24 protein-coding genes are annotated in these 23,851 nt (G+C 71.7%); 18 read left to right on the plus strand and 6 right to left on the minus strand.

The window, feature by feature from the left end:
* Positions 1 to 5: 5 nt before the first annotated feature.
* The 5 genes from ACQP0U_RS06795 to ACQP0U_RS06815 form a co-directional block, all read right to left on the minus strand.
* Positions 6 to 527, minus strand: a complete 522-nt coding sequence (locus tag ACQP0U_RS06795; protein WP_433316755.1) for a DinB family protein — start codon at positions 525 to 527, stop codon at positions 6 to 8.
* A gap of 44 nt (positions 528 to 571) precedes the next feature.
* The gene (locus tag ACQP0U_RS06800; RefSeq protein ID WP_433316757.1) at positions 572 to 1,066 is read right to left on the minus strand and encodes a universal stress protein; all 495 of its coding nucleotides are present in this window, start codon (positions 1,064 to 1,066) and stop codon (positions 572 to 574) included.
* 9 nt (positions 1,067 to 1,075) lie between these two features.
* Entirely contained in the window at positions 1,076 to 2,695 is a 1,620-nt protein-coding gene (locus ACQP0U_RS06805) for an MDR family MFS transporter (protein WP_433316759.1), read from the minus strand.
* A gap of 145 nt (positions 2,696 to 2,840) precedes the next feature.
* The gene (locus ACQP0U_RS06810; RefSeq protein ID WP_433316761.1) at positions 2,841 to 3,281 is read right to left on the minus strand and encodes a MarR family winged helix-turn-helix transcriptional regulator; all 441 of its coding nucleotides are present in this window, start codon (positions 3,279 to 3,281) and stop codon (positions 2,841 to 2,843) included.
* A 10-nt stretch (positions 3,282 to 3,291) separates the two neighbouring features.
* The gene (locus ACQP0U_RS06815; protein WP_433316763.1) at positions 3,292 to 5,019 is read right to left on the minus strand and encodes an alkaline phosphatase D family protein; all 1,728 of its coding nucleotides are present in this window, start codon (positions 5,017 to 5,019) and stop codon (positions 3,292 to 3,294) included.
* A gap of 219 nt (positions 5,020 to 5,238) precedes the next feature.
* On the opposite strand from ACQP0U_RS06815, the gene ftsY reads away from it, so the two are divergent.
* The 9 genes from ftsY (at position 5,239) to ACQP0U_RS06860 (ending at position 16,369) form a co-directional block, all read left to right on the plus strand.
* On the plus strand, positions 5,239 to 6,420 hold the full coding sequence (gene ftsY, locus ACQP0U_RS06820; RefSeq protein ID WP_334508007.1) for a signal recognition particle-docking protein FtsY: 1,182 nt from the start codon (positions 5,239 to 5,241) through the stop codon (positions 6,418 to 6,420).
* A gap of 6 nt (positions 6,421 to 6,426) precedes the next feature.
* Complete coding sequence (locus ACQP0U_RS06825; protein ID WP_181539524.1) at positions 6,427 to 7,290, plus strand: phosphotransferase; 864 nt, start codon at positions 6,427 to 6,429, stop codon at positions 7,288 to 7,290.
* 276 nt (positions 7,291 to 7,566) lie between these two features.
* Positions 7,567 to 8,979 (plus strand): ammonium transporter, encoded by a 1,413-nt coding sequence (locus ACQP0U_RS06830; protein WP_433316765.1) that lies wholly within the window; start codon positions 7,567 to 7,569, stop codon positions 8,977 to 8,979.
* A 25-nt stretch (positions 8,980 to 9,004) separates the two neighbouring features.
* The gene (locus tag ACQP0U_RS06835) at positions 9,005 to 9,343 is read left to right on the plus strand and encodes a P-II family nitrogen regulator (protein ID WP_172862163.1); all 339 of its coding nucleotides are present in this window, start codon (positions 9,005 to 9,007) and stop codon (positions 9,341 to 9,343) included.
* A gap of 17 nt (positions 9,344 to 9,360) precedes the next feature.
* A complete protein-coding gene (locus tag ACQP0U_RS06840) occupies positions 9,361 to 11,637 on the plus strand; it encodes a [protein-PII] uridylyltransferase (RefSeq protein ID WP_433316767.1) in 2,277 nt (758 codons plus the stop codon).
* 115 nt (positions 11,638 to 11,752) lie between these two features.
* A complete protein-coding gene (locus ACQP0U_RS06845; protein WP_433316769.1) occupies positions 11,753 to 12,916 on the plus strand; it encodes a sensor histidine kinase in 1,164 nt (387 codons plus the stop codon).
* A complete protein-coding gene (locus ACQP0U_RS06850; protein WP_433316771.1) occupies positions 12,913 to 13,569 on the plus strand; it encodes a response regulator transcription factor in 657 nt (218 codons plus the stop codon). Before ACQP0U_RS06845 ends, ACQP0U_RS06850 begins: the two co-directional genes overlap by 4 nt.
* 114 nt (positions 13,570 to 13,683) lie before the next feature.
* Positions 13,684 to 15,243, plus strand: coding sequence for a signal recognition particle protein (gene ffh / locus ACQP0U_RS06855; protein ID WP_433316773.1), 1,560 nt, complete (start codon positions 13,684 to 13,686; stop codon positions 15,241 to 15,243).
* 46 nt (positions 15,244 to 15,289) lie between these two features.
* On the plus strand, positions 15,290 to 16,369 hold the full coding sequence (locus ACQP0U_RS06860) for an amidohydrolase family protein (RefSeq protein ID WP_433316775.1): 1,080 nt from the start codon (positions 15,290 to 15,292) through the stop codon (positions 16,367 to 16,369).
* A 151-nt stretch (positions 16,370 to 16,520) separates the two neighbouring features.
* Here the strand turns inward: ACQP0U_RS06860 and ACQP0U_RS06865 are convergent, their stop codons facing one another.
* Positions 16,521 to 17,123, minus strand: coding sequence for a TetR family transcriptional regulator (locus tag ACQP0U_RS06865; protein ID WP_433316777.1), 603 nt, complete (start codon positions 17,121 to 17,123; stop codon positions 16,521 to 16,523).
* Between the two features lie 117 nt (positions 17,124 to 17,240).
* On the opposite strand from ACQP0U_RS06865, the gene proS reads away from it, so the two are divergent.
* The 9 genes from proS to lepB (ACQP0U_RS06910) all read left to right on the plus strand — a co-directional run bounded on the left by proS (position 17,241) and on the right by lepB (ACQP0U_RS06910) (position 23,807).
* Positions 17,241 to 18,647 (plus strand): proline--tRNA ligase, encoded by a 1,407-nt coding sequence (gene proS, locus ACQP0U_RS06870; RefSeq protein ID WP_433316779.1) that lies wholly within the window; start codon positions 17,241 to 17,243, stop codon positions 18,645 to 18,647.
* A gap of 49 nt (positions 18,648 to 18,696) precedes the next feature.
* Positions 18,697 to 19,317, plus strand: coding sequence for a DUF402 domain-containing protein (locus tag ACQP0U_RS06875; RefSeq protein ID WP_433320658.1), 621 nt, complete (start codon positions 18,697 to 18,699; stop codon positions 19,315 to 19,317).
* 229 nt (positions 19,318 to 19,546) lie between these two features.
* Positions 19,547 to 20,035, plus strand: coding sequence for a 30S ribosomal protein S16 (gene rpsP / locus ACQP0U_RS06880; protein WP_433316781.1), 489 nt, complete (start codon positions 19,547 to 19,549; stop codon positions 20,033 to 20,035).
* Positions 20,010 to 20,270 (plus strand): RNA-binding protein, encoded by a 261-nt coding sequence (locus ACQP0U_RS06885; RefSeq protein ID WP_172862164.1) that lies wholly within the window; start codon positions 20,010 to 20,012, stop codon positions 20,268 to 20,270. The genes rpsP and ACQP0U_RS06885 overlap by 26 nt, the downstream gene beginning before the upstream one ends.
* The gene (gene rimM, locus ACQP0U_RS06890; RefSeq protein WP_433316783.1) at positions 20,270 to 20,824 is read left to right on the plus strand and encodes a ribosome maturation factor RimM; all 555 of its coding nucleotides are present in this window, start codon (positions 20,270 to 20,272) and stop codon (positions 20,822 to 20,824) included. The genes ACQP0U_RS06885 and rimM overlap by 1 nt, the downstream gene beginning before the upstream one ends.
* Before the next feature lie 11 nt (positions 20,825 to 20,835).
* Positions 20,836 to 21,609, plus strand: a complete 774-nt coding sequence (trmD, locus tag ACQP0U_RS06895) for a tRNA (guanosine(37)-N1)-methyltransferase TrmD (RefSeq protein ID WP_124817732.1) — start codon at positions 20,836 to 20,838, stop codon at positions 21,607 to 21,609.
* 144 nt (positions 21,610 to 21,753) lie between these two features.
* Entirely contained in the window at positions 21,754 to 22,110 is a 357-nt protein-coding gene (gene rplS, locus ACQP0U_RS06900; protein WP_007456548.1) for a 50S ribosomal protein L19, read from the plus strand.
* A gap of 181 nt (positions 22,111 to 22,291) precedes the next feature.
* Complete coding sequence (lepB, locus tag ACQP0U_RS06905) at positions 22,292 to 23,161, plus strand: signal peptidase I (RefSeq protein ID WP_433316784.1); 870 nt, start codon at positions 22,292 to 22,294, stop codon at positions 23,159 to 23,161.
* Between the two features lie 10 nt (positions 23,162 to 23,171).
* Positions 23,172 to 23,807, plus strand: coding sequence for a signal peptidase I (gene lepB / locus ACQP0U_RS06910; protein WP_433316786.1), 636 nt, complete (start codon positions 23,172 to 23,174; stop codon positions 23,805 to 23,807).
* Positions 23,808 to 23,851: the final 44 nt, after the last annotated feature.

The following is a 23,851-nucleotide window of genomic DNA, read 5'->3' on the forward strand; positions in this document are numbered from 1 at the left end:
GCCTGTCACTCGCCGGTGACGCCGTCGATGCGTTCCCGGATCAGGTCGGCGTGACCGTTGTGCCGGGCGTACTCCTCGATCATGTGCACGTACACCCAGCGGAGGCTGAAGGTGCGCTTCTTCGCGCCGACCTCGGTGAACGTCTCGTCGAGCGAGTGGCCGGCGGCGGCCTCCCTGGCCAGCGCCACCTCGCGGTGGAAGGTGGCGAAGTCGGCGGGCGCGTCGGCGGCGCTGACGTCGTGGTCAGCGTCCGGCGTCTCCGGGGTGAAGTACGGGTAGTCGACAGGCTGGCCGGCGAAGTTCTCCCGGAACCACCATGCCTCGACCTCGGCCAGGTGCCGGACCAGGCCGAGCAACGTCAGCCCGGAGGGTTCCACGCTCGCCGTCCGCAACTGCTCCCCGGTCAGGCCGGCGCACTTGAGCAGCAGTGTCTGTCGGTGGTAGTCGAGCCAGCCTTCGAGCATGGTGCGCTCGTCGCCGACGTACGGTTCGGGGGTCCGGGTGATCTCCGGTGCGGTCCACGTCATGCCGCGCATCCTGCCCGGCGCCTCGGACCTGCCGCGACGGGTTATCAGGGCACCACGACGACGGGCCAGCGGCCGGCGCGGACCAGCCGGGTGGCGACCGAGCCGACCAGCCGGTGCCCGGCCTGCTCGGAGGCGCCGACCACCAGCATGTCGGCCTGGAACTCGTCGGCCGCCGCGCACAGCTCGCCGTACGCGTCGCCGCGGCGCACCAGCAGGGTCACCGGAATGCCCCACTGTTCGGCCCCGCGCCGGCACTCCCGGCGCAGCTCGTCGGCCAACTCGTCGTGGGTGCGCTGCACCGCGCCGGCGTCCATCCCGGGCACCAGGGCGGTCAGCCCGCTCGGCGAGCTGACGAAGACCACCACCAGGGCTGCGCCCTGGCGGCGGGCCAAGCCCGCGGCGTAGGAGCCGGCCCGCTCGGAGGTGCGGGTGCCGTCGACGCCCACCATGATCACCCGAGGGCCGTCCGTGCCCCGCTCGAAGGGCAACGGTCGGGTCCGGGGGCCGTACTCCTCGCGGTCCGGTGCTCCCACGCCCATGGTTCTACCTCACCTCTGCTCACCGGTACGGATCACCGTTGCGCCGGCGCCGGCAGCGAGAGTCGATTCCCGCTCGACCTCGTCGGAAACCGGGTTGTCGTTCTGCTGGCGCAACGGCACCTCCTTGATGAAGCTCACCGCGATCAGGGCGATCAGCGCGAAGGGGGCAGCGGTCAGGAAGATGTCACCGGCGCCGTGACCGTACGCGCCCTCCACGACCGCCCGCAGCGGGCCGGGCAGGGTGTGCACGTCCGGCAGGGCGCCGCCGCTTCCGGAGCTGGACGCGGGGATGCCGAGCTGGGCCAGCCCGTCGGCGGTGTAGTCCCTGACCTTGTGGGCGAGCACCGCGCCGAGAGCGGAGACGCCGATCGCGCCGCCCAGGCTGCGGAAGAACGCCACCACCGAACTGGCCGCGCCGAGCTCGTGCGGGCCGACGGTGTTCTGCACGGCGAGGACGAGGTTCTGCATGGTCATGCCCAGCCCGACGCCGATCAGCAGCATGTAGACGCTGAGCACTGTGAAGCTGGTGTCCGCGCGGAGCGTGCCCATCAGTGCGAAGCCGATGGTGAGCAGCGCCGAGCCGATCACCAGGTACCGCTTCCAGCGGCCGGTCTTGCTGATGACCCGCCCGATGACCGTGGAGGCGACCAACAGGCCGAGGATCATCGGCAGGGTCATCAGACCGGACATGGTCGGGCTCTGGCCACGGCTGATCTGGAAGTACTGACCGAGGAAGATCGAGGCGCCGAACATGCCCACACCGACCGCGATGCTCGCGACGACGGCGAGGGTGATGGTGCGGTTGCGGAACAGCCGCGGCGGGATCAGCGGCTCGGCCACCCGTGTCTCGACCCGGATCGCCAGCGCGCCGAGAAGCAGGGCACCGACCACCATGACGGCGCTCTGCCAGGAGGCCCAGGCGAACTGGTCACCGGCGAGCGAGACCCAGATCAGCAGCAGCGAGACGGCCGCCGTGATCAGCGTGGCACCCCACCAGTCGATCTGCGCCTTCCGCTTGACCACCGGCAGGTGCAGGGTCTTCTGCAGCACGACCAGCGCGAGGAGGGCGAACGGCACGCCGACGTAGAAGCACCAGCGCCAGCCGAGCCAGGAGGTGTCGACGATCACTCCGCCGATCAGCGGGCCGCCGATGGTGCCGACGGCCAGCACGGCACCGAGGTAGCCGCTGTAGCGACCCCGCTCGCGCGGCGCGATCATCGTCGCCAGGATCACCTGGGCGAGCGCGGTGAGGCCACCGGCGCCGATTCCCTGCAGCACGCGGCAGGCGATCAGCTCACCGGTGCCCTGGGCGAGACCTGCCAGCACCGAGCCCAGTACGTAGATCCCCAGGGCGAGCTGGACAAGCGTCTTCTTACTGGTCAGGTCGGCCATTTTGCCCCAGATGGGGGTGGTCGCGGTGGTCGCGAGCAGGGCCGAGGTCACCACCCAGGTGTACGCGGACTGGCCGCCGTGCAGTTCGGTGATGATCCGCGGCAGCGCGTTCGAGATGACCGTGGAGGAGAGGATCGCGACGAACAGTCCCAGCAGCAGGCCGGAAAGTGCTTCCAGGATCTGCCGGTGGGTCATGGTCACGGCGGTCGCCTGGGGAGGCGCTGTCGCCTGGCTCATCGTTGTTGCCTCCGAGCGGAGTCGAGGTGGAACGGCGGGGCTGGTACGCACGGGCCGCCTGAGAGTTGCCTGAAGCAACCGTATGCCTTGGTTGCCTGAAGCAACAACTTGTCGGGCCGGTGCCGTATTCCCCGGTCAGAGGGCGCTACTGCCAGGAGTCGTTGAACCGGCCCAGCAGCCGGGCGAACTCCTCGACGTCCCGCTCCGGCCAGCCGTCCAGGGCGCGCAGGAACTCACCCAGCCGGGCCGCGCGAGCGACGTCGAACCGGCGCTGCCCCTCCTCGGTCATGCTGATCTGCGCGGCCCGCCGATCGCTCGGATCGGGGTCGCGGTGGATCAGGCCGAGGACCTCCAACGCGTTGATCTGCCGGCTCAGCGTCCCCTTGCCCACGCCCAGCCGTGCCGCCAGCTCGGTCAACCGGATCGACCCGCTGCGCCGCAACCAGAGCAGCAACCCGTAGGTGTTCGGCTCCAGGTTCGGGTGCACCTCCCGGGCGATCTCCCAGGAGACCGCCCGGCCACGACGCAACAGGGCGGTCAACTCGTGCTCAACCGCCCGGATCGGCTCCGGCAGGTGCTCATCCACGGCGTAGAGACTACGGCGCGGTCGGTTCGCCGCCACCGGAGAGTCGGCGTCGCATCACCGGGCGTAGGTGCCCGTCCTTCGTGGTGCCCTCGATGACCACATCGGCCCCGCGCCCCTGATGGGTAAGGGTGGCGACCGCGTTACCGAAGTAGGGGCCGGCCAGCTTGCGCCAGCGCACCCCCGGCCGGCGTACGCCCGCCGAACGGGCCAGCGCCCGGGTGGCCCCGGCCGGACCCGGCGACCAGCCCAGCCGCATCAACGGACGGATGCCCGCCGGCACCTGGTTGTGGATCGGCGAACAGGTGAGCTGGTGCACCGGAGTGACCACCGCCGGGTCGGCGAACCGCGCCCGCGCCACGTACGAGTGGTGCACGTCACCGGAGAGCACGCTTATCGACGCCGGTGGGGCGTACGCCGGCCCGGCCCCGATCCGCGCGCCGGACTGCCGCGGCGTGCCGGTGCCGATGCGGGCGAACGTCTCCGCGAGCGCCTCGAAGGAACGCCGGAACGCCGCCCAGTGCTCCAGGTCCAGGGCGCGGCGCAGCTTCTCCGCCCCGCGCGCCACCCACGGCCGGCGCGAGTCCGCCAGTTTCTCGTTCCACGCCTCGATGTGGTGGATGCCCTGCGGCAACAGCCAGGGCAGCGAGGCGCCCACCACCAGGTGGTCGTAGACCCCGTGCGCCTGGTCGAGGAACCAGGACCACTCGCCGGGCGGCAGCATCGCCCGGCTGCCGGACTCCAGCACCCGACTGCACCGGTTGTCCAGCATGACCAGGCGGGTCCGGCCCAGGTCCAGTGCGTAGCTCCACTGATACTGCACCGCGCGCCAGCGCTCGGTGTCGTGCGCCAGGTCGGACTCCTGGTCAACCCGGTGGCCGAACTCGCGCAGCACACTCGTGGCGTCCTCGGCGGCGGCGACCTTCGCGAAGACCGGGTCGGCGCTGATCTCGTCGGGGGAGAGGTTGCCCAGGTGCTGGTAGACCCAGTACGAGGCGAGCCCGCTGCCGATCCGCTCCTGCCACCACGGCTGCTCGCGCACCTCGGCCCGCCACGCCGCCGAGGTGTTCCAGTCGTCGATGATCTCGTGATCGTCGAAGATCATCACGCTCGGCACTGTGGAGAGCAGCCAGCGGATCTCCGGATCACGCCAGGACTCCAGGTAGAGCTTGGTGTACTCGTCGAAGCTCACCACCTGGTCGGTCGGGGCGCCCTTCGGCCGCCGGCGTCGGCGACGCAGCAGTCGGCGCACAGTGGGCGAGGTGACGTCGGCGTAGACCTGGTCACCGAGCAGCACCAGCAGGTCGGGCGGCGTGTTCGCCTCCGGGTCGGCCATCAACCGCCGGGCGTACGCGTCCAGCGCGTCAGGTGGCAGCTTGCGGGTGGTGGCGTGCTGGGTGGTCTCCCGGCACGAGCCGAAGATCAGGTTGACCGGCTGGTCCCGGTCGTCGGCGGCCCGGGTGCGGATCACGCTCGGCGGGAACCCGCTGCTCGGCACCGGCCAGACGATCTCGTCGTCCACCAGCACCTCGTAGGTGGTCTCGCTGTCCGGAGTGAGCCCCTCCACCACCACGAGGGCGTAGTGGTGGTCGTACGCCGAGAAGGTGGGCGTGGTGCCGGTGGCGCCGCTGGCGGTGCGGACGGTGACCACGGCGGGCGCCGCCGTCTCCACCCAGATCGTCGCCCGAGTGTCCACCACTCGCCGCAGAAGTGGGCCGATGAGGAGGTGTGCGGCGGGCATGCGGCCGAGCCTACCGCCGGTTGCCGGCACCGGCCGGGCGCGGTGGCTGAGACGCCGGGCACCGCACCAAGGGGCGGTGGCTGAGACGCCGGGCACCGCACCAAGGGGCGGTGGCTGAGACGCCGGGCACCGCACCCGGTGGGCGGTAGCTGAGAGTCCGGGCACCGCTCGGGGTGCGGTGGCTGGGACGCCGTCGCCCGCATCTGACAGGATTCCGGCATGGCCGAATATCTCGTCCTCGCTCTGGTCCTGCTCGGTGTGCTGATCGCCGGCACAGTGGGGCTGGTCGTGCCGCGCTTGCGGCGGCGGCCCGAGCCCCCGCTGCCGCGCACCGAGGTCGACACCAGGGCTGAGGAGGATCTCGCCGGCCCGCCGGTCGAGGCACCGGAGTCCGATCTGTCCACCGGCGTCCTGGTCGAGCCGCCACCGGTGCTCGAACCGCAGGTGGAGGTCCCCGAGCCGACCGCCGGGCGGCTGGTCCGGCTCCGCTCGCGGCTGTCCCGCTCACAGAGCGTGTTCGGCAAGGGTCTGCTCGGCCTGCTCGCCCGTGACCACCTCGACGAGGACGTCTGGGAGGAGATCGAGGACAGCCTGATCACCGCCGACGTCGGCGTCGACGCCACCCGCGACATCGTCGACCGGCTCCGCGAGCGCACCCGGGTGCTCGGCACCCGCTCGGCCTCCGAGCTGCGGGCACTGCTCGCCGCCGAGTTGGTCAACGCGCTCGACCCGAGCCTGGACCGCTCGCTGCGGACCGCCCCCAAGGACGGCGTGCCGGCGGTGGTCCTGGTCGTCGGCGTCAACGGCGCCGGCAAGACCACCACCTGCGGCAAGATCGCCCGCGTGCTGGTGGCCGACGGTCGCAGCGTGCTGCTCGGCGCGGCGGACACCTTCCGGGCCGCCGCCGCCGACCAACTGGAGACCTGGGGCTCCCGCGTCGGTGCGGAGACCGTCCGGGGGCCCGAGGCCGCCGACCCGGCGAGCGTCGCCTTCGACGCCGTCAAGCGCGGCATCGACACCGGCGTGGACACCGTGCTCATCGACACCGCCGGCCGCCTGCAGAACAAGGTCGGCCTGATGGACGAGCTGGGCAAGGTCAAGCGCGTGGTGGAGAAGCAGGGCCCGATCGACGAGACACTGCTCATCCTGGACGCCACCACCGGGCAGAACGGCCTGGAGCAGGCCCGGGTCTTCACCGAGGTGGTCAACGTGACAGGTGTGGTGCTGACCAAGCTCGACGGCACCGCCAAGGGCGGCATCGTGATCGCCGTGCAGCGCAAGCTGGGCATCCCCGTGAAGCTGGTCGGCCTCGGCGAAGGCAAGGACGACCTGGCCCCGTTCGACCCGGCGCAGTTCGTCGACGCGTTGCTGGGGACCGAGGCCACCGGCCGGGACGCGTAGTCTCGGGTGACCACTGACGATCGCGCGTACGCGGGCTGGCGCGACCCCGGCCATCCTTCGCAGCGCCTCGGGAGACCGTACGTGACTTCGCAGGAGATCCCGCTGCACGGCGGCAACGTGAGCACAGTTGTCCGCGTGGGTGACACGGTCCGGCGCAACGCCGGGCCGTGGACCCCGTCCGTGCACGCGCTGCTGCGCCACCTCGAGTACGTGGGCTTCACCGGCGCGCCCCGGGCGCTCGGGATGGACGAGCGCAACCGTGAGGTGCTGTCGTACCTGGAAGGGGAGTGCGGAGAATATCCGCTCGCCCCGCACTGGGTGACCGACGAGGCCCTGGTCACCGTCGCCACCATGCTGCGGATGTTCCACGACGCGCAGTACGGCTTCACTCCTCCGCAGGCGGCGGTCTGGCGTTCGTTCGGGCCCCCACCACCGGACACCGAGGTGATCTGCCACCACGACGCCGCGCCGCACAACGTGATCTGGCGGCCGGACGGCACCCTCGGGCTGATCGACTTCGACCTCGCCTCGCCCGGTGCGCGGATCTACGACGTGGCGTACGCGGCCTGGACCTGGGTGCCGATCTTCGCGGACCGCGACTCGATCACGCTCGGCTGGAAGCACCCGGACCGGCCGCGCCGGCTCCGGCTCTTCGCCGACGCGTACGGGCTGATCCCCCGGGACCGGCACCGGCTGATCCGGACCATCCGCAAACGGATCGTGGACCACGTCGAGGGGATCCGCCGGATGGCCGCCGCCGGTGAGCCGGCGTTCGTCCGGATCGTGCACAAGGGCCACCTGCGTCGACCGATGCGCGACCTGCGGCTGCTCGACTACGAGCGGCACGCTCTGGAGAACGCCCTCCGCTGAGCGTCGGTCGGTCGATGCTCGGCCGGGCCTGTCACGCGCACCGGTCGATGCGTCTGGCCGGTCAGCCATCGACGTTCGCCGTCCGGTCGATCCACAATCGTCCATGCTGCTGACTGTGCGGAGTTCGTGACACGTCCGAAACAACCCGTCACGAAACGGAAACCCGCACGGGACCCAAAGTGAAACAGCCGGCCGCGAAGCTTCCGCGCAACCGGCCTACGGGCGACGCTGCCCCGGAAAGCCGCGAAGGAGGACTTCACCCTTTAGGAGGCCAGCGTGCCTGAAGCACCGACGATCGACGGCGCCAATACCACGTGGCTGCTGGTTTCGACCGCGCTCGTGCTGCTCATGACCCCCGGACTGGCGCTGTTCTACGGCGGCCTCAACCGGGCCAAGGGCGTACTCAACATGATGATGATGAGCTTCTCCGCTATCGGGCTCATCTCTATTCTGTGGTGGTTCTACGGTTTCAGCGTCGCCTTCGGGGCCGACGTGAACGGCTTCTGGGGCGACCCGGGCGCGTACCTCGGCACCAAGACCTTCCTCGCCGAGACCGACCTGTGGGGTGCCACGGCGGAGAACCCCAGCGGCATCGGGGTTCCGCTCTACGTGTTCATGGCCTTCCAGATGGTCTTCGCGGTGATCACCGTCGCGCTGATCAGCGGTGCCATCGCCGACCGGGCCAAGTTCGCCGGCTGGCTGCTGTTCGCGTTCGGCTGGGCGACCCTTGTCTACTTCCCGGTCGCGCACTGGGTGTGGGGCGGCGGCATCATCGGCGGCGACATCCACGCACTGGACTTCGCCGGTGGCACCGCGGTGCACATCAACGCCGGTGCGGCGGCCCTGGCCGTGGTGCTGGTGCTCGGCAAGCGGCTCGGTTGGCCGCGAGAGGGCATGAAGCCGCACAACATCCCCTTGGTCGCGCTCGGTGCGGGTCTGCTGTGGTTCGGCTGGTTCGGGTTCAACGCCGGCTCGGAGCTGACCGTCGACTCGGTCGCCGGCCTTGCCTTCATCAACACCCAGCTCGCCACGGCGGCGGCGGTGCTCGGCTGGATCGCTGTCGAGTGGGTCAAGACCCGTAAGCCGACGATGGTCGGCGCCTCGTCCGGCGCCGTCGCCGGGCTGGTCGCCATCACCCCGGCCTGTGGTTTCATCGCCCCCTGGGCGTCGGTCCTGCTCGGCGTCATCGCCGGTGCCGTCTGCGCGCTCGCCGTCAGCCTCAAGTACAAGCTCGGCTACGACGACTCGCTCGACGTGGTCGGCGTGCACTTCGTCGGTGGGTGGATCGGCTCGCTCTGGCTCGGCCTCTTCGCCACCAACTCGGTCAACGCCGCGATCACCGACGTGGTGGGCGCCTCCGACGGTCTCTTCTACGGCGGCGGCCTGACCCAGCTCGGACGGCAGGCCCTCGCCGGCCTGATCGTCACCGTCTGGTCGTTCGGCATCGCCTGGGTGCTCGCCTTCGTCATCGAGAAGACGATCGGCTTCCGCGTCAAGGGCGAGGCGGAGGTCGAGGGCATCGACATCGCCGAGCACGCCGAGAGCAGCTACGACCTGTCCCCGGCCGGTGGCGGCACGGGCAGCGCGTTCGCGATGGCCGGCATCGGCACCCCCGGTGGCGGCGCGACGAGTGGTGCCAAGCCGGAGGCGGAGCCCGCCGAGCCGGTCAGCGAAAAGGTCGCCGGTTAACGTTCCTGGGATGGAGGGGTTGGACATGAAGCTGGTGACCGCAGTCATCAAGCCGTACCAGCTGGACGCGGTGAAGGAGGCCCTGCACGCCCTCGGGGTGGCCGGGCTGACCGTCAGCGAGGTTCAGGGGTACGGGCGGCAGAAGGGGCACACCGAGGTCTACCGGGGTGCCGAGTACACGGTCGAGTTCCTGCCCAAGATCCGGGTCGAGGTGCTCACCGACGAGATCGACGTCGACAAGGTGGTGGACGCCATCGTCGGGGCGGCCCGTACGGGCAAGATCGGTGACGGCAAGGTCTGGGTCACCGGTGTCGAAGAGGTCGTCCGGGTACGTACCGGCGAACGCGGCCTCGACGCGCTCTGACCCCGGCCACGACTGACATGACCTCGTTGATCAAGAAGAACGCGTCCGGAAACGCCGATGGCGGTGACGCGAACCTCTTGATCAACGAGGTCGTCGGCGTTCCCGGGGGGATCGGGGAGTCGGCTCGGCAGGGGCGGGCCGCCGCGTACGACTCGTTCCTGCGCGGGCTGCTGCCGGAGCGGGACGGGGTGGCGCTGCTTGCCGTCGGGGGGTTGGGTCGGCGGCAGTGCGCTCCGTACGGCGACCTCGACCTGGTGCTGGTGCACGCCGGGGTGCCGGGCACTGACGAGTTGGCCGCCTCGGTCTGGTACCCGATCTGGGACGCCGGCCTGCGGCTCGACCACTCGGTACGCACCGTCGCCGAAGCGCTCTCGGTGGCCCAGGACGACGTCAAGGTCGCCCTCGGGCTGCTCGACGCGCGGCTGGTCGTGGGGGACCAGGCGCTGGCCGACGCGCTGATCCGCACCGCCGCCGATCACTGGCGGCGTACCGCCGTCCGGCACCTGCCCGGCCTGCGGGAGGTCACCGAAGCCCGCTGGCAGGCCCACGGTGAGCTGGCGTTCCTGCTGGAGGGCGACCTCAAGGAGGCCGCCGGTGGTCTGCGCGACGTGGGGCTGCTGCGGGGGATCTCCGCCGCCGGCGTCACCGACGCGCTGCGTCCCGCCGTACGCGCCGCCCACCTGCGCCTGTTGGACACCCGCGACGCCCTGCACCAGCAGGTCGGCCGACGGGTCGACCGCCTGGTCGCCCAGGAGCGCGACGGGGTGGCCAGGCTGCTCGACCTGGAAGACGGCGACGCGCTGCTGCGTCGGGTCGCCGGGGACGCCCGCACGGTCAGCCACGCGCTGGACGACGCCTTCCGGGCCGCCGACCGGCTGCGCTCCGGCCGCTCCCGGGGCGGGAACGGCCGACCGGCCCGCCGCCCGGTCGCCCGCGACGTGGTCGAACACGACGGTGAACTGGTGCTCGCCCGCACAGCGATCGGGGCGCGCCCCGACCCGAGCCTCTCGCTGCGGGTGGCCGCCGCGTCGGCCACCACCCGAATCCCCATCGCGCGGGCCACCTGCGAGTGGCTGGCGGCGTACTGCCCGCCGCTGCCCACCCCCTGGCCGGCCGAGGCCCGCGCCGCGCTGATCACAGTGCTCGGCGCCGGTCCCGGCCTGGTGCCGGCCTGGGAGACCTGCGACAGGTACGGGCTGGTGGACGGCTGGTTGCCCGAGTGGACCCGGCTGCGCAGCCTGCCCCAGCACAACCCGGTGCACCGCTTCACCCTCGACCGGCACCTCGTGCAGACCGCACACGAGGCAAGCCGGCACGCCCGCGAGGTGGAACGCCCCGACCTGCTGCTCCTGGGCGCCCTCCTGCACGACATCGGCAAGGGCCTCCCCGGTGACCACAGCACCGTCGGTGTGCCGGTCGCCCAGGCGGTGGCCACCAGGGCCGGTCTGCCCGCCCCGGAGGTCGAGCTGATCGGCAAGCTGGTCCGGCTGCACCTGCTGCTGCCCGACGTGGCCACCCGCCGGGACCTGGCCGACCCGGTCACCATCGCCTCGGTGGCCGAGGCGGTCGGTGACACCGGCACCCTCGACCTGCTGCACGCGCTGGTCCGCGCCGACGCGGCGGCGACCGGGCCGGCGGCCTGGTCCGACTGGAAGGGCCGACTCGTCGCCGAGTTGGTCGCCCGGGTTCGCACCGCGCTGGACACCGGCGTACTCCCCGAGCCGCCCGCCCCGGACCCGGCGCTGCTGGCCGGGCCACTGCCGGTCGTCCACCTGACCGGCGACCGGGTGTCGGTCGCGGCGGCCGACCGGCGGGGGCTGCTCGCCACGGTGGCCGGCTGCCTGGCGCTGCACCGGCTGGAGGTGATCTCCGCGGACGCCTCCGCCGTCGACGGCCGGGCCCTGGTCGAGTGTCGGGTGCAGCCCCGCTACGGCCTCCCGCCGGACCCGGTCCCGCTCCGCGCCGACCTGCGCCGGGCGGTAGCCGGCGACGTGTCCGTCACCCAACGCCTGCGCGGCCGTGCGCTCGCCAGCCGAGGCGGCGGCGCGGCCCCACGAGTGGTCTGGCACCGCGAGGCGGCCACCGACGCCGTACTGCTGGAACTCCGCGCCGCCGACGCCGCCGGGCTGCTCTACCGGGTCGCCTGTGCGCTCGACGAGGCCGGCGCGCTGGTCCGCGCGGCCCGCATCTCCACCCTCGGCGCCGACGTGGTCGACGCCTTCTACCTGGTCGGCGGTTGGCCGGACGACGCCACCAGGGCCCGACTGGAGGCCGCGGTCCTCGCCGCCGTCTGACCCACGGCCGAGGTCCTCGCCGCCGGGTTGCGGCCGTGGGTACGTCTGGGGGCGTACTGGCGGTGTCGCTCGTGGGCGCACGTCGTGGGGCGTCGGCGCGGGCAGAATGACGGCCATGCGACGAGGTGGGCGGTGGCGGTGGCCGGAGGTGGCGGCCGATGCCGTGCTCGCCCTGGTGCTGCTCCTGTTCGGGTTGCTCGCCACAGGTCTGGCCGGGGACAACCAGCCGGGATCGAGGCCGGTGGACGCCGCCAGTCGGGTGCTGATCGCCGTCGCGGCGCTCGCTCTGCTGGTCCGGCGGCGTACCCCGGTCGTCACCCTCGCGGTGGTCACCGTGGCCACCTCGACGTACCTGCTGATCGGCTATCCGTACGGGCCGATCCTGCTCATGTTCCTGGTCGCGGTGTACACCGTGGCGGTGTGGCTGCCGGTGCGCCCGGCGGCGGTCGCCACCGGTGGCGCGTTCGTCCTGCTGTTGGGGCATGTCTTCTTCGCCCGGGGGCCGGCACCGGGTTGGACGGGAGTGCTGCCCGCGTCGGCCTGGGTGGTCGTACCGTTCGCCGTGGGGGTGGTGGTGCGGGTGAGTCGTGAGGCGGCCGCGCGTACCCGTGCCGAAGAGGCCCGCAGCCGTGCCGAACAGGCGCGACGGCAGGCCGACGAGGAGCGGCTGCGGATCGCGCAGGAGGTGCATGACGTGGTGGGGCACGGGCTCGCCGCGATCAGCATGCAGGCGGAGATCGCCCTGCACCTGCTGCCGAAGCGGCCGGAGCAGGCGGAGGTGGCGCTGACCGCGATCAGCCGGACCAGCCGCGAGGCGCTGGACGAGCTGCGGGTCACCCTGGGCGCGGTGCGGCGGGGTGCCGAACGCGAGCCGGTACCCGGCCTGGCCCGGCTTCCCGCGCTGCGCGACCGGCTCGCCGGGGCGGGGCTCGCTGTCGAGGTGCGCGTGGTCGGCGACGCCCGGGAGTTGCCGGCCGCGGTGGACCTGGCCGCGTACCGGGTGGTGCAGGAGGCGTTGACCAACGTGTTGCGTCACGCGGGGGTGGCGAGCGCGGAGGTGACGGTGGACTACCGCGCGGACGAGGTGACAGTCGAGGTCACCGACCACGGGGTGGGCGCCGGCCGGGCCGGGACAGCTCCGGCCGACGACGAGGGCGGTCACGGTCTGGCCGGGATGCGCGAGCGGGTCGCGGCGCTGGGCGGGCGGTTGACCACCGGGCCGCGCGCCGGGGGCGGGTTCCGGGTGTACGCCGGGCTGCCCGTGGAGCCGGCCGCGTGATCCGGGTGCTGATCGCCGACGACCAGGACCTGGTCCGGCTCGGGCTGCGCGCGCTCGTGGAGAGCGAGGACGACCTGGCGCTGGCCGGCGAGGCGTCCGACGGGCTGCGGGCCGTCGAGTTGGCGCGCCGGGAACGGCCGGACGTGGTGCTGATGGACATCCGGATGCCAGGCATCGACGGCATCGAGGCGACCCGCCGTATCGTCGCCGACCCCGACCTGACCGGTACGCGGGTCGTGGTGCTCACCACCTTCGAGCTGGACGAGTACGTCTTCGACGCGCTCCGGCACGGTGCGAGCGGGTTCCTCACCAAGGACACGCGACCGGCCGAGCTGCTGCGCGCGATCCGGCTCGTCGCCGAGGGGGAGGCGCTGCTGTCGCCGTCGGTGACCCGGCGGGTGGTGCGGGAGTTCGCCACCCGGCCGTCCCGGGTGCTTCGTCCGCATCCCAGGCTGGACGCGCTCACCGAACGGGAGCGTCAGGTCGTCGGCCTGGTCGGTGAGGGCCTGAACAACGAGGAGATCGCGGCGCAGTTGGTGGTCAGCCCGGCGACCGCGCGGACCCACGTCAGCCGGGCGATGGGCAAGCTGGGAGCCCGGGACCGGGCCCAGCTCGTCGTGTTCGCGTACCAGTCGGGGTTGGTGTCGGGGTGAGGCCCGGGCCGGGCGACAGCGGCCCTACGGCCGGGCGGTTACCCTAGCGGTGGCCGGACTCCGCAGTGCCGGCCGCGTTGTGCCCGCCGGAACACTGACAAACGGGATGTTCGCGTGTTTGACACCTTGAGTGACCGCCTGTCCGGGATCTTCACCAAGCTCCGCGGCAAGGGGCGGCTCACCGACGCCGACATCGACGCCACCGCGCGCGAGATCCGCCTCGCGCTGCTGGAGGCGGACGTCGCGCTGCCGGTGGTCAAGGGCTTCATCGCGGCCGTCAAGGAGCGGGCGCGCAGCTCCGAGGTCTCCCAGGCGCTGAACCCGGCCCAGCAGATCATCAAGATCGTCAACGAAGAGCTGATCAACGTGCTCGGCGGCGAGGGGCGACGGCTCCAGTTCGCCAAGCAGCCGCCCACGGTGATCATGCTGGCCGGCCTCCAGGGTTCCGGTAAGACGACCCTCGCCGGCAAGCTCGCCCGCTGGCTCAAGGGCCAGGGGCACCAGCCGCTGCTGGTCGCCGCCGACCTCCAGCGCCCCAACGCCGTCGGGCAGCTCCAGGTGCTCGGTGGTCGGGCCGGTGTCGAGGTGTACGCCCCGGAGCCGGGCAACGGCACAGGTGACCCGGTGCAGGTGGCCCGCGCGTCGATCGAGCACGCGAAGCGCGCCGCCCGCGACATCGTCATCGTCGACACCGCCGGCCGCCTCGGCATCGACGCCGAGATGATGCAGCAGGCCGCCGACATCCGCGACGCCGTCTCGCCCGACGAGGTCATCTTCGTCATCGACGCGATGGTCGGTCAGGACGCTGTCCGCACCGCCGAGGCGTTCCGCGACGGCGTCGGCATCACCGGTGTGGTGCTCTCCAAGCTCGACGGCGACGCCCGTGGTGGTGCCGCGCTGTCGGTCCGCGAGGTCACCGGGCAGCCGATCCTGTTCGCCTCCACCGGCGAGAAGCTGGAGGACTTCGACGTCTTCCACCCCGACCGGATGGCCAGCCGGATCCTCGGCATGGGCGACGTCCTCACTCTGATCGAGCAGGCCGAGCAGGCCTTCGACTCCGATCAGAAGGAGAAGATGACCGCCAAGCTGATGGGCGGTGAGCAGTTCACCCTTGACGACTTCCTCGACCAGCTCATCGCGGTGCGTCGGATGGGCCCGATCGCCAACGTGCTGGCCATGATGCCCGGCATGGGGCAGATGAAGGACCAGCTCGCCGACCTGGACGACAGCCACTTCGACCGGGTCACCGCGATCATCCGGTCGATGACCCCGGGCGAGCGGACCAACCCGAAGATCATCAACGGCTCCCGCCGGGCGCGCATCGCCAACGGCTCCGGGGTCACCGTGATGGACGTCAACCAGCTGCTTAACCGCTTCGCCGACGCGCAGAAGATGATGAAGCAGATGGGCGGCATGATGGGCCTTCCCGGCGGTGGCCGCCGCAAGGCGACCAAGTCGCCGAAGAACAAGCGCAAGGGCACCAAGGGTGGCGGCCGTCCGCGTACCGGGGCCGGCGCCGGGCTTCCGGGCGGGTTCCCGGGTGGCATGCCGCAGCTCCCGCCGGGGATGGACCCGAACGATCTCGCCGGCGGCCAGGGCCTGCCGCCCGGCTTCAAGCTCCCGAAGATCGACTTCAACAAGCTCGGCAAGGGCGGAGACAAGGGCCCGCGCTGACGCCCTGCTCGCCCGCGAGGAGCGGTGATCGGGTAGGACTGTGCGCATGGCTCTTCATGTGCGCGGCGTGCTGCTCCCCGACGACGAGGTACGCGAACTCTGGCTGGTCGGCGACCGGGTGACCTTCACACCGGTGCCCGGCGCGGAGACCGTCGTCGACGGCGGCTTCGTGCTGCCAGGGCTCGTCGACGCGCACTGCCACATCGGCATCGCCCGAGGTGGTGCCCCGATCACCTCACTCGACCAGGCCCGCGAGTTGGCCCACACCGACCGGGACGCCGGGGTGCTGGCGATCCGCGACGCCGGCTCGCCGTACCCGTACCCCGAACTCGACGACGAGCCGGGCCTGCCGCGACTGGCCCGCGCAGGCCAGCATGTCGCCCCGCCGAAGCGCTACCTGCGCGACATCGGCGTGGAGGTCGACGCCACCGACGTGGCCGCGACGGTGGCCGCCCAGGCGCGGGCCGGCAACGGCTGGGTCAAGCTGGTCGGCGACTGGATCGACCGGGGCGTCGGTGACCTGGCGCCGGCCTGGGACGCGGACACCCTCACCGCCGCCGTGCGGGCGGCCCACGACGCCGGGGTACGCGCCGCGGTGCACACCTTCTCCGAGTCAGCCGTCGAGATCATGGTGCGGGCCGGCGTCGACTCGGTGGAGCACGGCACCGGGCTGAGCCTCGACCTGATCGACGAGATGGCCCGCCAGGGCACCGCGCTGATCCCCACAATGATCAACATTGCCACCTTCGGGGGCATCGCCGAACAGGCGCGGGGCAAGTTCCCCGGGTACGCCGAGCACATGCTCGCGCTGCGCGACGGCTTCCCCGAGGTGGTGCGTGCCGCGCACGAGGCGGGCGTGCCGATCTACGTGGGCACCGACGCCGGCGGCGGCATCGACCACGGACTCGCCGCCGAAGAGATGCTGCTGCTGCACGAACGGGCCGGCATGGCGCCCGTCGACGTACTCGCCGCCGCCTCCTGGGGCGCCCGCGAATGGCTCGGCTTCCCCGGCCTGGTCGAAGGCGGCCTCGCCGACCTGACCGTCTACCCCGAAGACCCCCGTAGCGACCTGCGCGTCGTCCGCGCCCCGTCCCGCACGATCCTCCGCGGTCGCGTCATCCGCTGACCCCCGCAAGCGCCGTACCGGGCCGCCGTGTGTGGCGCAAGATCGCGCTCGAACCAGGATGTAGTGGCCTCGGCGTTGGGGGATGCCACTACATCAAGGATCGAGGGTGATCTTGGCGCGGGGCGCGGGGCGCGGGGCGCGGGGCGCGGGGTCAGGGGGCTGGGCGGGTGGCGGCGCTGAAGAGGTGGACGGCAAGGTCGGCGAGGGCCGTCGCGGTCTGCTCGATTGGTTCGCGGGGGAGCACGATGTGGCTGACCACGAGGCGGACGACGGTGTCGGCGGCGAAGGCCAGCGCGGCCTGGTCCGCCCCGGGCAGGTGATCGCCGGCCCAGTCGAGCAGCGCGCCGGACGCCTCGGTGAGCACCACCTCGGCGCGGGTGGTGAGGTACGGCAGTAGCTCGTCCGACCCGCCCCGGGCGCTTGTCAGGATCGCCTTGACCAGCGGATTGTCCGCCGCTGTGGAGAGGGTGTGCGCGATGGCGGCGTACGCGCCGGCCCGTACGTCGGAGCCGTGTGCGAGCAGCGCGTTGCGAACGTCGCCGACGAACCGGTCCACCTCGGCGCGGGCGAGCGCTTCGGCGAGACCCGCCTTGCTGCCGAACTCGTTGTAGACGGTCTGTCGGCTCACCCCGGCGGTGGTGGCCACTCCGCCCATCCGGACCGCGTCCCACCCGGCGGCGATGGTCCGCGCGCGGGCGGCGTCCACGATCGTGTCCCGCAGCCGCTGGCGCGGGGAGTCCGTCGACGTAGCCATGGTGGTCGAATTCTACGGGCGGGCCGTCGGTCGGCCCAGCGCCCGGAGCGGGGTACGGCGCGGCGTGGCGACTCCCGGACGCGGTGTCCGCCCGCGCGGCGCATAGGATGTGCGGTCATGGCACGCGTGCTCACTCCCCGTGCGGAGGATTTCCCCCGCTGGTACCAGGACCTGATCGCCAAGGCGAAGCTGGCCGACAACGGCCCGGTTCGCGGCACCATGGTCATCCGACCGGCCGGCTACGCCATCTGGGAGCGTATGCAGGCTGAGATGGACGCTCGGATCAAGGCGGCGGGTGCGGAGAACGCTTACTTCCCGTTGTTCATCCCCGAGAGTTACCTCAAGCGTGAGGCGCAGCACGTCGAGGGCTTCTCGCCGGAGTTGGCCGTCGTCACCCACGGTGGCGGCAAGCCCCTGGCCGAGCCGGTGGTGGTGCGTCCGACCAGCGAGACGGTCATCGGCGAGTTCATGGCCAAGTGGATCGACTCGTACCGGGACCTGCCGCTGCTGCTCAACCAGTGGGCGAACGTGGTCCGGTGGGAGCTCCGCCCGCGGATCTTCCTGCGTACCAGCGAGTTCCTCTGGCAGGAGGGGCACACCGCGCACGCCACCCGTGAGGACGCCCGGGCGTACGCGCGGCGGATCCTGCACGAGGCGTACGAGGACCTGATGGTCAACGTGATCGGCATTCCGGTGGTGGTCGGCCTGAAGACGACGCGCGAGCGCTTCGCCGGGGCGACGGCCACGTACACCTGCGAAGGCATGATGGGCGACGGCAAGGCGTTGCAGCTGGGCACCAGCCACGAGTTGGGCCAGAACTTCGCCAAGGCGTTCGACATCAGCTACTCCTCCAAGGAGGGCGGCCGGGAGCACGCCTGGACCACCTCCTGGGGCACGTCCACCCGGATGCTGGGTGGCCTGATCATGGCGCACGGCGACGACAACGGCCTGCGCGTGCCGCCGAGGCTGGCGCCGATCCAGGCGTACGTCATGATCGTCAAGGATGGTGACGGCGTCGGCGAGGCGGCGGCCAAGCTGCGCGACGGCCTGCGCGACGCCGGTGTCCGGGTCGCGCTCGACGACCGGGTCGACACCCCGTTCGGCCGCCGGGCCGTCGACGCCGAGCTGCGTGGCTATCCGGTACGCGTCGAGGTCGGCCCCCGTGACCTGGCCGCCGGTAACGCGGTGGTGGTGCGTCGGACCGACGGCTCGAAGACCCCGACGCCGGTGGCCGACGTGGTCACCGCGGTGCTGGCCGCCCTGGAGACCGACCAGCAGGTGCTGCACGACCAGGCGCTGGCCAATCGCGAGTCGCGCACGGTGGAGGTGGCCACCCTGGCCGAGGCGATCGAGGCCGCCGCGACCGGTTGGGCGCGGGTGCCGTGGTCGGCGGTCGGCGTGGCCGGCGAGGCGGAGGCGAACGGTCAGGGCGTCACGGTGCGCTGCCTGCTGCGCGCCGACGGTTCGGTACCGGACTCGGAGGACGAGCCCGATCTGATCGCCATCCTCGCCCGCGCCTACTGAGGTGCGGGCGGGCAACCCGGTCGACAGGTTCGCGCCGGGCCGGCTGATCATGCACCGGAACGTGCGGCACGGCCGGATCGGGTGGGTCCGGCCGGCCCGCGTGGTCAGCGACGACGATCGGGGGTTGCTGGTCTGGATCGCCCGGGACTCGCCGGTGGCCCACGAGGTGACCGAGGCCGGGCTGGGGATGCGGGCGATGCCGTTCGCCGAGTGGATCTCGTCGACGTACCGGCTGGCGCGCGGACGCTGGAACGGCCCGCCGCTGCTGAAGTTCCTGCCCACGGGGGCGGCGCACTCCGTCTGGTGGTTCCGGGACGCTCAGGGCCGGTTCGCCAACTGGTACGTCAACCTGGAGGAGCCCGGGGTCCGCTGGGACGACGGCCCGGTGGCCGGCGTCGACGTGGTGGATCAGGACCTGGACGTGGTGGTGCGGCCGGACCTGAGCTGGGAGTGGAAGGACGAGGGCGAGTTCGTCGAGCGGCTCGCCTTCGGCGCCGACTACTGGGTGACCGACGAGAAGGCGGTCCGCGCCGAGGGGGAGCGGGTGATCGCGATCGCCGAGGCCGGCGGGTTCCCGTTCGACGGCACCTGGTGCGACTTCGCGCCCCCGCCAGAGTGGGGCGTACCGGACAAGCTCCCGCCGGGATGGGACCGTCCGCCGGTGCGCTGAGGGGTGTTCCAGGTCACCGACAACGCGGTGCACGGGTCCGATGCGTGCGATCGGCAGCGGATCTGGCAGAATAGGTCGCTGGTATCCGGCGCGTGTCCGGCGCCCTCTAACCCGGGCACGTCGCCAGTCCACCGAGTAGTCTCCGGCCCAACCCCACGGGTCCGGTCGGCGCTCACCCATGCACACCGCCCGTTTGGGCCGGTGAGATCGCAACAGGAGCGAAACAACTGTGGCCGTAAAGATCCGGCTCCTGCGGATGGGCAAGATCCGCAACCCGCAGTACCGCATCGTCATCGCCGACTCGCGCACCAAGCGCGACGGTCGGGCGATCGAGTTCGTCGGGGTTTACCAGCCCAAGGAAGACCCCTCGATCATCGAGGTCAAGTCGGAGCGGGTCCAGTACTGGCTGTCCGTCGGCGCTCAGCCGAGCGAGGCGGTGCAGCGGCTGCTGGAGCTGACCGGTGACTGGCAGAAGTACAAGGGCCTGCCGGCCCCGCCGCCGCTCCTGGTCGCCCCCGAGCGGGCCGACCGCAAGGCGGCGTACGAGGCTGAGGCGAAGGCCGCTGCCGGGCTCGCCCCGGAGACCCCGGCCAAGCCGGCCAAGAAGGCCGCCAAGGCTGCCGAGGCTCCGAAGGCCGAGGCTCCGGCCGAAGCGCCGAAGACCGAGGCGCCGGCCGAGGCCGCCCCGGCCGCTGCCGACGCCGGTGAGCAGGCCTGACATGCCACTGCGTCCGGCGTTGGAGCACCTGGTCAAGGGCATCGTCGACCACCCGGATGACGTCCGGGTGCGGATGGTCGATTCCCGTCGGGGCAAGCGGCTCGAAGTCCGCGTGCACCCCGAGGACCTCGGCACTGTGATCGGGCGGTCCGGCCGGACCGCCAAGGCGCTGCGCCAGGTGATCGGCTCCATCGGCGGGCGCGGGGTTCGCGTCGACATCGTCGACTCGTACTGATGCAGCTCGTCGTCGGCAGGATCGGCAAGCCGCACGGTGTCCGCGGTGAGGTCACCGTGGAAGTGCGGACCGACGAACCCGAGGCACGGTTCGCCCCCGGCACAGTGCTGCGCACTGAGCCGGGGGCGACACCCCCTCCACCCACCGATGAGCCCGGCGTTCCGTTCCGGGTTCCGGCGGAGCTGACCATCGAGGAAGCCCGCTTCCACCAGGGCCGGGTGCTCATCGCGTTCGACGGCATCCTGGACCGCAACACCGCCGAGGCGTTGCGGGGCACGCTGCTCGTGGTGGACAGCGCCGACGTGGCCCCACCGGACGACCCGGAGGAGTTCCACGACCACCAGTTGGTCGGGTTGGCAGTGGTGACCCCGGCCGGCGAACGCCTGGGCGAGGTCGCCCGCATCGACCACGCGCCCTCGTCCGACCTGCTGGTGCTGCGGCGGCCCGAGGGGCGTACCGCGTTGATCCCGTTCGTCCGGGCGATCGTTCCGGAGGTCGACCTGGCCGGCGGACGTGTGATCGTCGACCCGCCAGCCGGACTGCTCGACCTCTAGGACCAGCCCGCATGCGCGTCGACGTCGTGTCGATCTTTCCGGAGTACTTCGCACCGCTGGACCTGTCGCTGATCGGACGGGCGCGGGCCAACGGCGTACTCCAGCTCGCCGTGCACGACCTGCGGACCTGGACGCACGATGTGCACCGCACTGTCGACGACACCCCCTACGGCGGCGGTCCGGGAATGGTGATGCGCCCGGAGCCGTGGGGTGAGGCACTGGACGCCCTCGCGCCGGTCGACGCCCCGCCGCCCCGGCTGCTGGTGCCGTCGCCGGCCGGCGCCCCGTTCACCCAGGCGATGGCGTACGAGTTGGCGGCCGAGTCGCATCTGCTCTTCGCCTGCGGCCGCTACGAGGGGATCGACCAGCGGGTCCTGGCGCACGCCGCCACCCGGATGCCGGTGACCGAGGTGTCGCTCGGTGACTACGTGCTCTTCGGTGGCGAGGTAGCGGTCCTGGTGATGCTGGAGGCGGTCACCCGGCTGCTGCCCGGGGTGCTGGGCAACGCGGGCTCGCTGGACGAGGAGTCGCACGCGCACGGGCTGCTGGAGGCGCCGATCTACACCAAGCCGCCGAGTTGGCGTGGGCACGACGTGCCGGAGGTGCTCCGCTCCGGTGACCACGGCAAGATCGCCCGCTGGCGGCGCGAGGAGGGGCTGCTGCGGACCGCCGCCCGCCGTCCGGACCTGCTGGCCGCGCTGCCCGCCGATCGGCTCGACAAACGGGACATCGCGGCCCTGGACCAGGCCGGATTTCAGCCTCCACCGGGGGATGTGGCAAAGTAGTGGGGTTGCCGCATCCGTCCGCGCCCGCGGTCGGCTGCGAGGATCCCCGACCGGGGGTCGGTTCGCCGATCACCACCCGGGAATCAGAATCACCCACCCGCGCACCGAGTGACGGTGCGCCGTGAGCCTTACGAGGACGCAGCGATGAACATCCTGGACGCCCTTGACGCCCAGTCGAAGCGGACCGACCTTCCCGACTTCCGGGCCGGTGACACCGTCAAGGTGCACGCCCGCGTCGTCGAGGGCAACCGGTCCCGTGTCCAGATCTTCCAGGGCGTCGTGATCCGCCGCCAGGGTGACGGTCTGCGCGAGACCTTCTCGGTCCGCAAGGTCAGCTTCGGTGTCGGCGTCGAGCGGACCTACCCGCTCAACGGCCCGGGCATCGACCGGATCGAGATCGTGACCCGCGGTGACGTGCGTCGCGCCAAGCTCTACTACCTGCGCGAGCTGCGCGGCAAGAAGGCCAAGATCAAGGAGAAGCGGGAGAAGCAGCCCAGCTGACTTCCCGCTCGCCACGCCGCCCGAGCTGCGCGTATGCCGTACCGACCAGAGCGCACTACCCTGGTCGTACGGGCGCAGCGAGGCGGCGGTCCCGCCCACGTGGCGGGCAGTTGTCCACTACCGCCCGTGGAGCCTCGACGAGGCTCCCGGGCGGTGGTGTTTCTGCGGACCGGGGAGTGGCGTGGTGCAGACGCTTGACGAGGACGGCACCGTCGATCCGTGGCGCCGACGGGCTCGCCGCACCCGCCGGCAGATGCCCCTCTGGCAGGAGTTGCCGCTGCTGCTGGTGGTCGCGTTCTGCCTCGCGGTGCTGATCCGCACCTTCCTGCTCCAGGCGTTCTTCATCCCGTCCGGCTCGATGGAGGACACCCTCCTCATCGGTGACCGGGTGCTGGTCAACAAGGTCGTCTACGACGTTCGTGACCCGCTGCGCGGCGAGGTGGTGGTCTTCCGGGGCACCGACCGCTGGGCGCCGCAGGTCGACGAGCAGCCGAAGCCCGGCGTCGCCGGCCGGCTCGCCCGTACGGTCGGTGACCTGGTCGGGGTGAGCCGCCCCGGTGAGAAGGACTTCATCAAGCGGGTGATCGGTCTCCCCGGTGACCGGGTCAAGTGCTGCGACAGTCAGGGGCGGGTGACGGTCAACGGCACCCCGCTCAACGAGTCGTACGTCCTGCGGGACTCGCCACTGGACCTGCCGCCGAACCCGGCGGAGTGTCGCTCCCGGCGCTTCGACGAGATCGTTGTGCCGCCCGGTCAGATCTTCGTGATGGGCGACCACCGCGAAGTCTCCCAGGACGCGCGTTGCCAGGGGCCGGTGCCGATCGACAACGTGGTCGGCCGGGCCTTCATGGTGGTCTGGCCCTCGTCGCGGTGGACCGCGCTGTCGGTGCCGTCGACGTTCGAGGACGTGTCCGGGCCGGCCACGGCGTCCCCCGGTGCGCCTCCGGCGCGACCGACTCCGCAGGGCGGTGTGCTGCTGATGCTTCCGTTGGCAGCCGCGCTACGTGGTTCCCGCGCGTTCCGGACGGTGACGTCCAGCCGGGCAACGTAGGCTCCTTGGCGTGATTGACGAGCAGACCGACAAGCCGCGCAGTTCCTTCTGGAAGGAGCTGCCGATCCTGCTGGGTGTGGCGATCCTGGTCGCGGTGCTGGTCCGCGCCTTCGTGCTGCAGACCTTCTTCATCCCCTCCCCGTCCATGGAAAACACCCTCAAGATCGATGACCGGGTGCTGGTCAACAAGCTGGTCTACGACTTCCGGTCACCGCATCGCGGCGAGGTGATCGTGTTCAAGGCTCCGACCGAGTGGAGCGGTAACCCCGACGGTGAGGACTTCATCAAGCGGGTGATCGGCATCCCGGGCGACCACGTGGTCTGCTGCGACCCGGAGGAGCGCTTGATGATCAACGGCAAGTCGCTGGACGAGCCGTACATCTTCTCCATGGACGGGATCCGCGACAAGGCCGCCGACCAGGAGTTCGACATCACCGTGCCGAAGGGCCGGCTGTGGGTGATGGGCGACCACCGCTCGGCGTCCGGCGACTCACTGGAGCACTGGCAGCAGTCCGGGCAGAACATCACCGAGGCCACGATCCCCGAGGACGACGTGGTCGGGCGTGCGTTCACCGTCTTCTGGCCGGTCAACCGGGCCACCTGGCTGACCGTGCCCGACGGGTTCGACGGCATTCCCAAGCCGTAGGCCGACGGGGCGTGGGCGATCCGTCCTCGGTCTGGCAGGCTGGT

The sequence above is a fragment of the Micromonospora sp. CA-269861 genome (genome assembly GCF_050948505.1).
In the GTDB taxonomy this organism is placed as follows: Bacteria; Actinomycetota; Actinomycetes; order Mycobacteriales; family Micromonosporaceae; genus Micromonospora.